A 14086-nucleotide genomic window follows, 5' to 3' on the forward strand; every position below is an offset into this window, starting at 1 on the left:
CATTCAATATAATCAAAACGGAACAGGAGCGTGGAAAAATGAGTACTTTTGAATCATTGTTGGAGCAATACGCAGAACTGGTCGTAAGAGTAGGGGTTAACATTCAGCCCGGACAGGCGTTTTTGGTAACTGCACCACTGGAAACTGTTGAGTTTACACGCCTGATTGTCAGCAAAGCCTATGAAGCAGGCGCTAAATATGTACAGGTAGAGTTCGAGGATGATTCCATTACACGTAGTCGTTTTGAACATGGTGACGAAGCCAGCTTTGATTACTACCCTGCTTGGAAGGCAGAAATGATGGAGAAATTTGCTGAAGAGGGAGGAGCCACACTAACGATTAAAGTGCCGAACCCTGATTTATATCAAGGCATTGATCCACAAAAGGTTTCTCGTGCGACCAAGGCGGCGGCTACGGCGAGAGAAGGTTTTTCCAAATATACCCGAAATCATAAAATTAGCTGGTGTTTGATTAAAGCGCCGACGAAGGCTTGGGCCGATAAAGTATTTGCTGATGTAGCAGAAGAAGATCGTATACGTGTCATGTGGGATACAATCTTCCAAATGAATCGTGTAGATGGCTCTGATCCTATTCAGAATTGGCAGAAACATTTGAAAAACCTTGAACAGGTACAAGACAAGCTGAATCATAAAAAGTATAAAAGCCTCCACTATCGTGCACCAGGAACAGATTTGAGAATTGAACTGGCTGACGGACATATTTGGCGCAGCGGTGGTGGTGAGAACGAACGCGGAGATTACTTTGTCGCGAATATGCCGACAGAAGAAGTGTTCACGATGCCTAAGCGTACAGGTGTGAATGGTCATGTCACAAGTACCATGCCACTCAATTTAAATGGACAACTGGTGGATCGCATAACGTTTACCTTTAAGGACGGTAAAGTCACTGAATATACAGCAGAATCCGGCGAGCAGCCTTTGACTCATTTGCTCACTACGGATGAAGGGGCCAGCTATTTGGGAGAAGTTGCACTGGTGCCGCACGATTCACCGATTTCCAATCTCAATCGCATTTTTTACAATACAGGTATTGACGAAAATGCCTCCTGCCACTTGGCTCTAGGCAGTGCGTATCCATTTAATATGGAAAATGGCACACAAATGAACCGGGAGGAGCTGCTCCAGAACGGTGCCAATGTCAGCCTGACTCATGTGGACTTCATGATCGGCTCAGCTGAGCTGGATATTGACGGCGAACTGCAAGACGGAAGCAAAGAAGCCGTGTTCCGCAAAGGAAATTGGGCTATTTAGGCCTTTTTTCAATCTCCATTCAATCGACCCGCAAACGATCTCATTCGTTATGCGGGTTTTTCTATTCCCTAAATCTCAAATTGCTCCTTGTTTTGTGAAATATAAAGTGCTAAACTGAGTTTAAACAGTAATTTAAACAACGTTTTAATTACTGTTTGAAAAGTGATTTACATAAAATCGTCCCATTTCATTCATCCGTTATGATTGGACGAAACAGGAGGAGGAAAAACATGAATCACCCAGACAAGAAACAACAAACCAAAGAAAAAATCTTAGACGCTACGCTGGAATTTATTCAAAAGGAAGGTTTTGAGGCGGTTACAATCAGAAAAATTGCCGAGCTGTCTGCTACTAATATTTCTTTAGTTAATTATTATTTTGGCTCTAAGGAAAATCTGCTCAGTGAAGCTATTGAAGTGATATTAAATGGCTTTCAGCATACCTTTTCTATTTTGGACAATACAACGATGCCCCCCCAAGATAGACTGAAACAATTTTTACTTAACTATCTGCAGGTCATTCGTCAATATCCAGAGCTTCTTTCGCGAATTATTGCCATGGGCAGCACGCCCTTTACATCTCAACAGGAATACGGAAGGTTTTTAAACATAATGGGATTTCCAAAGGTTCAGAGCACGATCAAGGAGCTGACAGGTGAGCAACAGCCGGAGCGCTTGTTAGCGATGATGCTGCAAATATTTGGAGCTATTTTTCTGCCTGCACTGATGAGTCCAATTCTTGAATCAGGGGCAGTTGTGGAAATACCTTCAGTAGAGGAACAATTAAATCTGCTGTTCGAAAGATATTTCGATCAAAAATAAATCATAGGGGTGACTAATATGAATCTTTTGAGAAAATATTGGCAAGATGCAGGGGCTATAATCGGTGTGGTTGTATGTATTGTTTTACTTATGAATCCAGCTATCCTTTCGGATATAACAGGCATGTTATGGTTGAGTTTTGTGGCTATATTGTTTCATCAATTTGAGGAGTACCGCTGGCCTGGATATTTTGCTGGTTTATTTAACAATGTTATGTTTAAAAGTGACACACCGGATCATTACCCTTTAAACACTCAATCAGCGATGATTATCAATGTGGCAATTGCCTATGTGTTTTATCTGCTTCCCGTATGGTTTCCGCAAGTAATCTGGCTTGGACTCGCACCAGTTTTTATGGGATTCTTTCAGGTCGTTTGGCACGGCATCGTTGTCAATATTAAAGCAAAAACCTTATATAATCCTGGCTTGTTTACGGCACTTCTCCTGCATGTTCCAGTCGGAATCTGGTATATTCATGAAATAGTACAGCGAGACATCCCAACGGCAATAGACTGGATTGCGGGTACGATCTACTTTGTTTTTGCTGTATACATCTTCATCATTAAAGGGAATATATGGTTGAAGAAGAGTGACTCTCCTTACTCCTTTTCTAAACAACAGCTGGGAGCTTATGGTCGTAAATAGGGTATGTTAGAAAATCATCAATGTCCTTGTTTACAAGTTGGAAACAAGTAGAGGTATTCCGGAAATGAGGTTCGGTTACACTTGGTTTGTACCCAAGAACAAGGAAAGAGTGATCTTATAATGAAGCATACACATCAATCTTATGATCGTAAAAAGTTGGCTTACAAGCTAATCACCACTAGTGCTTTATTGGCTATAGGTTTTGCTGTGATGACAGGATGCAGCAATAGCGGGGAGGAAAAATCAACTGCTCCTACTAGAGCAGAAACAGTCACACCCCCTGCTAGTTCTACAGATCAAAACACGGATCTCAATACTAATGGGCAAGGCTCAACCTCTACCCATCAAGAACCTGCCAGTAGTACAGCTTCATCTCACGGTAAACACAGCTCCGCAGCTGCTATACTCAGCGCAGCCAAGCAGGGGACCTTACCGAATTTGCCTAAAGGTCTTGGCTTGGGAACTAGTAGCGATTTGTTATTTGAGCTGTGGGGGAAATCCGAGTCAGGTTCTACAGGTCCTATGAGAAGCTATGCTAAGTATCATACAGACATCATGCTGGATGGAAGTGATAAAGTTACAGAAATTACATCTTCCGATCCAGACTATAAGAAGTTGCTTATCAAACAAGTTGTTGACGAATTGGGCAAACCTACGGAAACCGTTGACACCTCTAGAGACATACCTGACACAGCAGAAGCTAATTATACGATCAATAACACATCAGGACTTAGTTATTATTTAGTATTTTCCTATCAAACCAAAACGCAAAAGATCAATTATATACGATTATATTTCAACTCTAAAACACCATAATTGGATGTATATAACAGAGTCGTTTCCGTCAGAATTGCGGAGGCGACTTTGTTCAAACTCATTGCATTTTTAGGTTATGTCGTTTATACTAATTTGTAATTGATTAATCACTAATCAGAAAACTGTGCTAAATAAAGGGATGAAAAAAACATGGCTAAAGCTACGTCAACCTCTATAAATCGCCAAAAGGAAATCATATCTGCTGCCATTGAAGTGTTTGCAGAGATGGGCTACTACCGAGCTACAACAGCCAAAGTTGCGGAACGGGCCAATATTTCTCAGCCCTATGTCTTTCGTTTTTTCGCTACCAAGGAAGCGTTGCTTGTTGAAGCCCTGAAGGTTTCATTTGCACGTATCATAGACTCTTTTCACAGCGTCATTCATTCGGCCTCATCTGAACAGCTCGAGCAAGAGCTAATTGCAGCCTATTCGCAAATGATGATGGAATACCGCAATGAAACACTTTTGCAAATGCAGGCGCAGACGATCCGCGAGGATGAGATTGTAAGCGTGATGCAGCAAGGATTCCGTGAAATTCATATGACGGTTTATGATGCTTTCCGACGGGCAGGTATTGAACAAGCAATGGAAAGAACGATGCTTTTTCTCGCCAGAGGTATGCTGTGTAATATTTCGATGTCGCTGGATCTGCCAGAACTGATGAAAAAAGACGATTAATTTTGGTTTATGCATTAGAGTCGCGTTTTTGCGCGGCTTTTTTTGCTTTTAATTTTATTTTGTTCAAGACATGATTTCATTTTCTTCTGAGAAAAAACGGCCAAATAAGTTGACAAGAGAAGCGAGTCTCGTTATTCTAATACCCATAGGGGTATATGTATAAAGAGATTTAACTAAACTAAGTCCCCCAAAAAAAAGACGGAGGTTATAGAATGTCATCAACTAACAATATCCAAGCAGATCATATTCTTGATTGCAAAGGGCTAGCTTGTCCTATGCCTATTGTAAAAACAAAAAAGGCTATGAATGAGCTCGTTCCCGGAAAGATTATAGAGGTTCAGGCGACTGACAAAGGTTCATTAGCCGATTTTCAGAGCTGGGCCAAAAACACCGGACATCAATATTTGGGTACTCTCCAAGAAGGAGATGTAATGCGACATTATTTACGCAAAGCAAATCCGGCTGAAGTGAAGAAGGAGCAAATATTTTCTTCTACGATAAGCCATGAAGAGCTACAAGCAAAATGTTCTGGAAAAGAGAACTTCATTTTGCTTGATGTTCGTGAACCCGCTGAATTTGCGCTTAAACATATCCCTGGATCTAAGCACATCCCTCTTGGCGAACTGGAGAACAGACTCTCTGAACTGAACTTGGAAGAAGAGATCGCAGTGATTTGTCAAGCTGGAGCACGCAGTGAAATGGCTTGTCAGTTATTAGTTTCCAAAGGCGCTAATAAAGTCAAATCTGTACTTTCAGGCATATCCGAATGGGCTGGAGAGACTAAGGGAAGCGAATCCATATGAGTACGACAGCAGGAATTTATACAAATAATCAAGAATATGCTCAGCCCAAAACAACGATTGTATTATTCAGCGGGGAGCTGGATAAGGCGATTGCTGCATTCATTATTGCGAATGGAGCGGCAGCATATGATCATGAAGTAACTATTTTCTTTACTTTTTGGGGGCTAAATACGCTGCGCAAGGATGAAATCGTGAGCACCAATAAGGGAATGCTCGAAAAAGCCTTTGGCTGGATCATGCCTCGTGGACCCAAAAAGCTTGCACTATCCAAAATGAATTTTGCCGGACTCGGTCCACAGATGATCAAGCATGTCATGAAAAAGCACAATGCGCTTTCCTTGCCGCAGCTTATAGAGTTGGCACGAGAGCAGGGGATCAAGCTCGTCGCCTGTACCATGACCATGGATTTGTTAGGGCTGCAGCAAGAAGAGTTAATCGACGGTTTGGAATATGCTGGTGTAGCCGCCTACTTGGGGGATGCTTCGCAGGGCAAGGTGAATCTATTTATTTAGGGTATCCTATTTATTTTTTTGGTTTATAATATACCTATACGTGTATATGGTAAGTCAAAAAAGGAGTGCATTACTTATGGATTACAATTACAGTGATGAACTGAAAACGCGCCTGAGGAGGATTGAGGGACAGGTGCGTGGGGTACTTCGTTTAATGGATGAAGGAAAATCGTGCAAAGACGTCGTTAGCCAGTTATCTGCTGTACGTAACGCATCAGATAAAGCGATTGCCCAAATTGTAGCAGAGAATCTGCAACGATGTATATTGGAAGAGCAAGAGGCTGGAGGAGACACGGATAAGCTGGTTAAAGAAGCGATTCAGCTTCTTGTGAAAAGTAGATAATCCTGACTCCAGAGTCCAAGCTAGCGGGCAATGATGTCACTATGCACAAAATTACGGGAGCTGGCATATTGCCTTTAACCAGCCACATATATTGGACGTGGTTAAGAGTTTTTTGATAAACATCTGAAATTCTAAGATTATATAATAGCCGTAATTAAAAAGTTCGCTGCCTCTAGTTGGTAGCGGGCTTTTTTAATCGGACAATTTTTGGGAATAACCCCTCTGTTTATGCTGAGGTAGACAGGTGTAAATAACACATAAGGAAAACAACTTCTTCCGGGAGGCCTATTTATGGAGGTATTTGTTACGATTGGTGTCAAATTGATCATCAGCTTTTTTGGCTTGTGGATCATCACTTTTATTACAGGTCGGAAAACACTCAGTCAGTTAACACCACTCGATTTCCTAACATCATTGGTGTTAAGCGAAATTGTGGGAAATACGTTATATGACGATAAGGTAACCATTGGGCAGCTATTGTTTGCTTTGGCACTATGGTGCGCGCTGGCCTACTTTTTTGAAAAGGCGACGACCCGTTTTGTGAAATTTGGCTATATGGCAGAAGGTCGAACAGTGCTGCTCGTGGATAAGGGACAGGTCAATCAAGAAATGCTGGAGAAATATGATATAGAATTTACACAGCTACTTTCCATGCTACGCCAGCAAAATATTTTTTCTCTGCGTGAGGTCTGGTACGCTACGTTAGAGACGAACGGCTCATTGTCAGTCATGCGCAAACCCGAATATGAGCCACCCGCCGCTCAGGATATGGGAATAGATGCACAGCCTGATCTTTTTTCTGTTACAGTCATTGATAAAGGAAAGCTTCTGAACGAATCTATGCGTGGGAAGTCAATCGATATTGAAAAGATTAAAGCTAAGGTGCGAGAGCAGGGATATGATAGTATCGATGAGATTGCCTATGCAGAGTTTAGCGAGGATGGAACACTTTACATCGTGCCGATGAAATAGAAAAAGCACAATAAAAGAGGCTAAATTACGAAGCGGGCTGTTTTTTTAGCTCGGTATTGTTCTTTCTAATAATGAAGCAGCAGTAATTCTTTCAAGCTTCAAAGAAGCTGTGGAGGCCATCTCTGTAATCAAGCCCTCCATTAAATCAGAAAGCAAGTTTTGGTCAATCAGTCCTTCAATATAACAAACGGCAAATTGGCCGGCATGGGTAGGACTTTCGGGAAAATCACGAATAATAAAGTCAGAGCTTTTCCCAAGTTTTAATTTGAGCAAAGATAGAGTCTGTGCTAATGATGGATTTATGGGTTCTGAAGAGGCTTGCTGTTTGGATTTTTCGATATCCTGTGTGTACCTTTTCCAGGTTTCAGAACATTTCTAATCCAACGTGTTAACACATGTGAACCCCCTCTTTTTTTGATAAAGCATATCTTTGCCCTGTAACCCCAAAATATACGTTATTTTTATGAATTGGATACTTAGTGAAAGACATTTGGAAGCCTCATAATTCTCCGAATTTCGCAATCAACCACCACAGGGTCTAGAGGATTTTACATTATAGAATATTTGAGTTCCGGATTGAGGAGACTACCATATATGGGTTTGAAATTTTTCAGAAAGTGGTGATCAGGTTTGAGTTTCTCGGATGATCAGCTTATCTGTCTCCGATTTGAGGGCGAACTAGGGGATTTTGCTAAGGCTGCTGCTCCTCCTATTTATGAGACTGCTCCATTTTTCTTTGATACTTACGAAGATTATGCTGAAGCAGCTAATAATGAAAAGGAGCATTATGTCTATTCGAGGGGAACCAATCCTACCGTTCAGATTGCAGAGCAAATGATTGCTGCGCTGGAAGGTGGGGCGGACTGTAAGTGCTTTGCTTCCGGAATGGCTGCTATCAGCGCCGCGCTAATGTGTAGCTTGTCCGCAGGGGACCATCTGATTTTGGTCGGACACATATATGAGACCTCCGTCAGCCTAGCCCAATATTTAAAGAGGTTCCATATAGACTATACAATCGTACATTCGACTTCTACAGAAGCAGTCGCTAGTGCCATCAAACCGCAGACCCGAGCTATTTTTATGGAGTCTCCTACCTCATTCACATTCGATATGGTAAATATTCAGGAGGTAACTGCGCTTTCCAAAGAGAAGGGTATACGCACAATCATAGATAATTCATGGGCTACACCCCTTTTCCAAAAACCATTGGAATGGGGCGTAGATATCGTTGTTCACTCCGCATCCAAGTACTTGGGTGGTCATAATGATTTAATTGCAGGGGCAGTGATCGCTTCTAAAGAGATAATAAACCGTATGTATGCTGAAGAGTATGAGTTGATTGGCGGCTCGTTGGGCCCTTTTGAAGCCTGGCTACTCATTCGGGGGCTAAGAACACTCCCGCTCCGAATGGAAGCCCATCAGAGAAATGCTTTGTTGGTTGCTCGTTTTCTATCAGATCATCCGGCCATTTCCAAAGTGAATTATCCCGGACTCCCTTCTCATCCACAACATGAGCTCGCATGTAGACAGCTCAAAGGCTATGCCGGATTATTCAGTTTTGAACTAAAGGATTCGACTTATGAGGATATATGTAGAGTGATCAATAAACTGCGACTGATCCGGATCGGTGTATCTTGGGGGTCCATGGAGAGTCAGGTGATCTCACCAAACTACGGCTTCAATAAGCAGAGTCTAAAAAAACAACACATGCCTGAATCGCTTATCCGCTTGGCTGTAGGGCATGAGCCTGCTGAACTTTTGATACAGGATTTAGCTACAGCTTTAAGCTAAACGAACATTTCAGGATTTTTATCATAAAAGCTAAAGCAGCAGCTCATCCAATACATAAAGAGCTTCTGCTTTTCTGATTTATGACGTTTATACCTGATCAACTCTGCACTTCAAGTAGGAGATAAGAGAGTTTCGGTTATTACAGGTAAATCATCGTGTGTTGGAGTATTTTAATAAAAACTACACCGTGTAGAAATACAAATTAGCAAACTGGTAAATATTACAACTTGCCTGATAGGTATACACGTGATAAATTATATATCCAGCCAGTTAAACGGCTGTTGATTTGATCTTTGAAAACTGAACAACGAGTGAGTACGGATTTTGTTTACAAAATCCAACGCTGAGATTTTGGTGCATGCCGTCAGGCTGTATGAAATGGAAGCGAAAATGAGATATTTTATCTCGTCAGTTTCAACATGAGCTTATCGCTCTTTCTATAAACCAACTTCGGTTGGTCTTTAATGGAGAGTTTGATCCTGGCTCAGGACGAACGCTGGCGGCGTGCCTAATACATGCAAGTCGAGCGGGGTTGTGTAGAAGCTTGCTTCTAAACAACCTAGCGGCGGACGGGTGAGTAACACGTAGGCAACCTGCCCACAAGACAGGGATAACTACCGGAAACGGTAGCTAATACCCGATACATCCTTTTCCTGCATGGGAGAAGGAGGAAAGACGGAGCAATCTGTCACTTGTGGATGGGCCTGCGGCGCATTAGCTAGTTGGTGGGGTAAAGGCCTACCAAGGCGACGATGCGTAGCCGACCTGAGAGGGTGATCGGCCACACTGGGACTGAGACACGGCCCAGACTCCTACGGGAGGCAGCAGTAGGGAATCTTCCGCAATGGGCGAAAGCCTGACGGAGCAACGCCGCGTGAGTGATGAAGGTTTTCGGATCGTAAAGCTCTGTTGCCAGGGAAGAACGTCTTGTAGAGTAACTGCTACAAGAGTGACGGTACCTGAGAAGAAAGCCCCGGCTAACTACGTGCCAGCAGCCGCGGTAATACGTAGGGGGCAAGCGTTGTCCGGAATTATTGGGCGTAAAGCGCGCGCAGGCGGCTCTTTAAGTCTGGTGTTTAATCCCGAGGCTCAACTTCGGGTCGCACTGGAAACTGGGGAGCTTGAGTGCAGAAGAGGAGAGTGGAATTCCACGTGTAGCGGTGAAATGCGTAGAGATGTGGAGGAACACCAGTGGCGAAGGCGACTCTCTGGGCTGTAACTGACGCTGAGGCGCGAAAGCGTGGGGAGCAAACAGGATTAGATACCCTGGTAGTCCACGCCGTAAACGATGAATGCTAGGTGTTAGGGGTTTCGATACCCTTGGTGCCGAAGTTAACACATTAAGCATTCCGCCTGGGGAGTACGGTCGCAAGACTGAAACTCAAAGGAATTGACGGGGACCCGCACAAGCAGTGGAGTATGTGGTTTAATTCGAAGCAACGCGAAGAACCTTACCAGGTCTTGACATCCCTCTGACCGGTCTAGAGATAGACCTTTCCTTCGGGACAGAGGAGACAGGTGGTGCATGGTTGTCGTCAGCTCGTGTCGTGAGATGTTGGGTTAAGTCCCGCAACGAGCGCAACCCTTATGCTTAGTTGCCAGCAGGTCAAGCTGGGCACTCTAAGCAGACTGCCGGTGACAAACCGGAGGAAGGTGGGGATGACGTCAAATCATCATGCCCCTTATGACCTGGGCTACACACGTACTACAATGGCCGGTACAACGGGAAGCGAAATCGCGAGGTGGAGCCAATCCTAGAAAAGCCGGTCTCAGTTCGGATTGTAGGCTGCAACTCGCCTACATGAAGTCGGAATTGCTAGTAATCGCGGATCAGCATGCCGCGGTGAATACGTTCCCGGGTCTTGTACACACCGCCCGTCACACCACGAGAGTTTACAACACCCGAAGTCGGTGGGGTAACCCGCAAGGGAGCCAGCCGCCGAAGGTGGGGTAGATGATTGGGGTGAAGTCGTAACAAGGTAGCCGTATCGGAAGGTGCGGCTGGATCACCTCCTTTCTATGGAGAATCGTTTCCTGCAATGGAAACATTCAAATCAGCAGGTACAACGTACCTGCAACTGGATATTCAATTCGGTTCATCACGTTCGTGTGAATGAAATGAATATCCTTAACTTACTCACTCGTTGCTCAGTTTTGAGAGTTCAAACTCTCACATCGGATTTCCAAAATATACTTGTATTCAAGTGTTGAGGAATTTGATATGATGTTTTTCCGGGGTTAAAGCCGGAGAGAATATTGCACCTTGAAAACTGGATACCGAAACGAAATTGCGTTTTAGAATATTCCTTTAAGCTGATCTTGTGTAAACAAGTGAAATAAAGGTAGCAGGTAAGGAAAGATCTTTTGCCTTTGGCAAAAATCATTCTTTATCGAACATCGACATTTTCTTTCTTTGAAAGAAAAGTCTAGGTTAAGCTACAAAGAGCACACGGAGGATGCCTAGGCGCCAGGAGCCGACGAAGGACGTGGCGAACAACGATAAGGCCTCGGGGAGCTGTAAGCAAGCTTTGATCCGGGGATGTCCGAATGGGGAAACCCGGCTGTCTTCATCGACAGTCACTTTCTGCTGAATACATAGGCAGAATAGAGGCAGACCAGGGGAACTGAAACATCTAAGTACCCTGAGGAAGAGAAAACAATAGTGATTCCGTCAGTAGCGGCGAGCGAACGCGGATTAGCCCAAACCAAGGAGCTTGCTCCTTGGGGTTGTGGGACGTCTCACATGGAGTTACAAAGGAACCGGTTAGATGAAGAGGTCTGGAAAGGCCCGCCAGAGAAGGTAAAAGCCCTGTAGTTCAAAACTTGTTCTCTCCGAGACGGATCCCGAGTAGTGCGGGGCACGTGAAACCCCGTATGAATCCGGCAGGACCATCTGCCAAGGCTAAATACTCCCTGGCGACCGATAGTGAAGCAGTACCGTGAGGGAAAGGTGAAAAGCACCCCGGAAGGGGAGTGAAATAGATCCTGAAACCGTGTGCTTACAAGAAGTCAGAGCCCTATTTATGGGTGATGGCGTGCCTTTTGTAGAATGAACCGGCGAGTTACGTTCCCGTGCAAGGTTAAGGTGAAGAGCTGAAGCCGCAGCGAAAGCGAGTCTGAATAGGGCGAATGAGTACGTGGACGTAGACCCGAAACCGGGTGATCTACCCCTGTCCAGGGTGAAGGTGCGGTAACACGCACTGGAGGCCCGAACCCACGCATGTTGAAAAATGCGGGGATGAGGTGGGGGTAGCGGAGAAATTCCAATCGAACCCGGAGATAGCTGGTTCTCCCCGAAATAGCTTTAGGGCTAGCCTCGGAAAGAAGAATCGTGGAGGTAGAGCACTGATTGGGTGCGGGGCCCGCAAGGGTTACCAAGCTCAGTCAAACTCCGAATGCCATAGATTTAGTTCCGGGAGTCAGACAGTGAGTGCTAAGATCCATTGTCGAAAGGGAAACAGCCCAGACCATCAGCTAAGGTCCCCAAGTGTGTGTTAAGTGGGAAAGGATGTGGAGTTGCACAGACAACCAGGATGTTGGCTTAGAAGCAGCCACCATTGAAAGAGTGCGTAATAGCTCACTGGTCGAGTGACTCTGCGCCGAAAATGTAACGGGGCTAAACACACCACCGAAGCTATGGCTTGATGCATTGCATCAGGGGTAGGGGAGCGTTGAATGCGGGTTGAAGGTGTACCGTAAGGAGCGCTGGACTGCATTCAAGTGAGAATGCCGGTATGAGTAACGAAAAGATCTGTGAGAATCAGATCCGCCGAAAGCCTAAGGGTTCCTGAGGAAGGTTCGTCCGCTCAGGGTAAGTCGGGACCTAAGGCGAGGCCGATAGGCGTAGTCGAAGGACAACAGGTCGAAATTCCTGTACCACCGTAATCCGTTATGAGCAATGGGGTGACGCAGTAGGGTAGTGACGCGGACTGATGGATGTCCGTCTAAGCAGTGAGGCTGATGTGTAGGCAAATCCGCACATCGTTAAGGCTGGGCTGTGATGGGGAGCGAAAATTGTAGTAGCGAAGGTCATGATCTCAGACTGCCAAGAAAAGCCTCTAGCCAGGAGAAGGTGCCCGTACCGCAAACCGACACAGGTAGGCGAGAAGAGAATTCTAAGGCGCGCGGAAGAACTCTCGTTAAGGAACTCGGCAAAATGACCCCGTAACTTCGGGAGAAGGGGTGCCTCGGTAGGGTGAATAGCCCGAGGGGGCCGCAGTGAAAAGGCCCAAGCGACTGTTTAGCAAAAACACAGGTCTGTGCGAAGCCGCAAGGCGAAGTATACGGGCTGACGCCTGCCCGGTGCTGGAAGGTTAAGGGGAGTGGTAAGCCCTTCGGGGCGAAGCTATGAACCGAAGCCCCAGTAAACGGCGGCCGTAACTATAACGGTCCTAAGGTAGCGAAATTCCTTGTCAGGTAAATTCTGACCCGCACGAATGGCGTAACGACTTGGGCGCTGTCTCAACGAGAGATCCGGTGAAATTTTAATACCTGTGAAGATGCAGGTTACCCGCGACAAGACGGAAAGACCCCATGGAGCTTTACTGCAGCTTGATATTGAATTTGGGTACGATCTGTACAGGATAGGTGGGAGCCGTAGAATCTTGAGCGCCAGCTTGAGAGGAGGCATCCTTGGGATACCACCCTGATCGTATCTAGGTTCTAACTTGGTACCGTGATCCGGTGCGAGGACAGTGTCAGGTGGGCAGTTTGACTGGGGCGGTCGCCTCCTAAAGAGTAACGGAGGCGCCCCAAGGTTCCCTCAGAATGGTTGGAAATCATTCGAAGAGTGCAAAGGCAGAAGGGAGCTTGACTGCGAGACCTACAAGTCGAGCAGGGACGAAAGTCGGGCTTAGTGATCCGGTGGTACCGCATGGAAGGGCCATCGCTCAACGGATAAAAGCTACCCTGGGGATAACAGGCTTATCTCCCCCAAGAGTCCACATCGACGGGGAGGTTTGGCACCTCGATGTCGGCTCATCGCATCCTGGGGCTGAAGTAGGTCCCAAGGGTTGGGCTGTTCGCCCATTAAAGCGGTACGCGAGCTGGGTTCAGAACGTCGTGAGACAGTTCGGTCCCTATCTGTCGTGGGCGTAGGAAATTTGAGAGGAGCTGTCCTTAGTACGAGAGGACCGGGATGGACGTACCGCTGGTGTACCAGTTGTTCCGCCAGGAGCACCGCTGGGTAGCTATGTACGGAAGGGATAAGCGCTGAAAGCATCTAAGCGTGAAGCCCCCCTCAAGATGAGATTTCCCAGTATGTAAGACCCCTTGAAGACGACGAGGTAGATAGGTTGGGGGTGGAAGTGCAGTAATGCATGGAGCTGACCAATACTAATCGGTCGAGGGCTTATCCTAAGATAAAACGCAAATGAGTTTCGGATCCAGTTTTCAGGGTGTAAGTTTTGTGTTGTATAGGCTCAAGTAGCTTATA

11 protein-coding genes and 2 rRNA genes are annotated in these 14086 nt (G+C 45.5%); 12 read left to right on the forward strand and 1 reads right to left on the reverse strand.

What is annotated here, in order from left to right; translation table 11 throughout:
- Window positions 1-38: 38 nt before the first annotated feature.
- From MHI21_RS12590 to MHI21_RS12630, 9 genes are all read left to right on the forward strand, one after another.
- Window positions 39-1271, forward strand: coding sequence for an aminopeptidase (locus MHI21_RS12590; RefSeq protein WP_342420131.1), 1233 nt, complete (start codon window positions 39-41; stop codon window positions 1269-1271).
- Window positions 1272-1501: 230 nt separating this feature from the next.
- Entirely contained in the window at window positions 1502-2092 is a 591-nt protein-coding gene (locus MHI21_RS12595; protein ID WP_342420132.1) for a TetR/AcrR family transcriptional regulator, read from the forward strand.
- Between the two features lie 18 nt (window positions 2093-2110).
- Window positions 2111-2737 carry an HXXEE domain-containing protein gene (locus MHI21_RS12600; protein ID WP_235309902.1) on the forward strand — a complete coding sequence of 209 codons (627 nt, stop codon included), beginning with the start codon at window positions 2111-2113 and terminating at the stop codon, window positions 2735-2737.
- Between the two features lie 120 nt (window positions 2738-2857).
- Window positions 2858-3553 (forward strand): DUF4309 domain-containing protein, encoded by a 696-nt coding sequence (locus MHI21_RS12605; RefSeq protein WP_165179649.1) that lies wholly within the window; start codon window positions 2858-2860, stop codon window positions 3551-3553.
- Window positions 3554-3703: 150 nt separating this feature from the next.
- Window positions 3704-4231 carry a TetR/AcrR family transcriptional regulator gene (locus MHI21_RS12610; RefSeq protein WP_342420133.1) on the forward strand — a complete coding sequence of 176 codons (528 nt, stop codon included), beginning with the start codon at window positions 3704-3706 and terminating at the stop codon, window positions 4229-4231.
- Between the two features lie 212 nt (window positions 4232-4443).
- Complete coding sequence (locus tag MHI21_RS12615; protein WP_342420134.1) at window positions 4444-5034, forward strand: sulfurtransferase TusA family protein; 591 nt, start codon at window positions 4444-4446, stop codon at window positions 5032-5034.
- Window positions 5031-5546 (forward strand): DsrE/DsrF/DrsH-like family protein, encoded by a 516-nt coding sequence (locus MHI21_RS12620; RefSeq protein WP_061831673.1) that lies wholly within the window; start codon window positions 5031-5033, stop codon window positions 5544-5546. Before MHI21_RS12615 ends, MHI21_RS12620 begins: the two co-directional genes overlap by 4 nt.
- Window positions 5547-5622: 76 nt before the next feature.
- The gene (locus tag MHI21_RS12625; RefSeq protein ID WP_013310304.1) at window positions 5623-5889 is read left to right on the forward strand and encodes a metal-sensitive transcriptional regulator; all 267 of its coding nucleotides are present in this window, start codon (window positions 5623-5625) and stop codon (window positions 5887-5889) included.
- A 291-nt stretch (window positions 5890-6180) separates the two neighbouring features.
- A complete protein-coding gene (locus MHI21_RS12630) occupies window positions 6181-6861 on the forward strand; it encodes a DUF421 domain-containing protein (protein WP_342420135.1) in 681 nt (226 codons plus the stop codon).
- A 45-nt stretch (window positions 6862-6906) separates the two neighbouring features.
- Here the strand turns inward: MHI21_RS12630 and MHI21_RS12635 are convergent, their stop codons facing one another.
- Window positions 6907-7134: a hypothetical protein gene (locus tag MHI21_RS12635; RefSeq protein ID WP_342420136.1), complete on the reverse strand. Its 228-nt coding sequence runs from the start codon at window positions 7132-7134 to the stop codon at window positions 6907-6909.
- Window positions 7135-7491: 357 nt separating this feature from the next.
- Here MHI21_RS12635 and MHI21_RS12640 point away from each other — a divergent pair, with 357 nt between their 5' ends.
- The 3 genes from MHI21_RS12640 (at window position 7492) to MHI21_RS12650 (ending at window position 14010) form a co-directional block, all read left to right on the forward strand.
- On the forward strand, window positions 7492-8652 hold the full coding sequence (locus MHI21_RS12640) for an aminotransferase class I/II-fold pyridoxal phosphate-dependent enzyme (protein ID WP_342420137.1): 1161 nt from the start codon (window positions 7492-7494) through the stop codon (window positions 8650-8652).
- A gap of 461 nt (window positions 8653-9113) precedes the next feature.
- Window positions 9114-10669 (forward strand): 16S ribosomal RNA (locus MHI21_RS12645).
- Window positions 10670-11081: 412 nt separating this feature from the next.
- Window positions 11082-14010, forward strand: a 23S ribosomal RNA gene (locus tag MHI21_RS12650).
- Together the 16S and 23S rRNA genes form the textbook arrangement of a ribosomal RNA operon.
- Window positions 14011-14086 lie beyond the last annotated feature (76 nt).

The organism is Paenibacillus sp. FSL H8-0168, from assembly GCF_038592955.1.
In the GTDB taxonomy this organism is placed as follows: domain Bacteria; phylum Bacillota; class Bacilli; order Paenibacillales; family Paenibacillaceae; genus Paenibacillus; species Paenibacillus polymyxa_B.

Bases quoted from the DNA above. Each gene is read 5' to 3' on its own strand.
- MHI21_RS12590 (WP_342420131.1), top strand. From the start codon at position 39: ATGAGTACTTTTGAATCATTGTTGGAGCAATACGCAGAACTGGTCGTA.
- MHI21_RS12600 (WP_235309902.1), top strand. From the start codon at position 2,111: ATGAATCTTTTGAGAAAATATTGGCAAGATGCAGGGGCTATAATCGGT.
- MHI21_RS12595 (WP_342420132.1), top strand. From the start codon at position 1,502: ATGAATCACCCAGACAAGAAACAACAAACCAAAGAAAAAATCTTAGAC.
- MHI21_RS12610 (WP_342420133.1), top strand. From the start codon at position 3,704: ATGGCTAAAGCTACGTCAACCTCTATAAATCGCCAAAAGGAAATCATA.
- MHI21_RS12625 (WP_013310304.1), top strand. From the start codon at position 5,623: ATGGATTACAATTACAGTGATGAACTGAAAACGCGCCTGAGGAGGATT.
- MHI21_RS12605 (WP_165179649.1), top strand. From the start codon at position 2,858: ATGAAGCATACACATCAATCTTATGATCGTAAAAAGTTGGCTTACAAG.
- MHI21_RS12615 (WP_342420134.1), top strand. From the start codon at position 4,444: ATGTCATCAACTAACAATATCCAAGCAGATCATATTCTTGATTGCAAA.
- MHI21_RS12620 (WP_061831673.1), top strand. From the start codon at position 5,031: ATGAGTACGACAGCAGGAATTTATACAAATAATCAAGAATATGCTCAG.
- MHI21_RS12630 (WP_342420135.1), top strand. From the start codon at position 6,181: ATGGAGGTATTTGTTACGATTGGTGTCAAATTGATCATCAGCTTTTTT.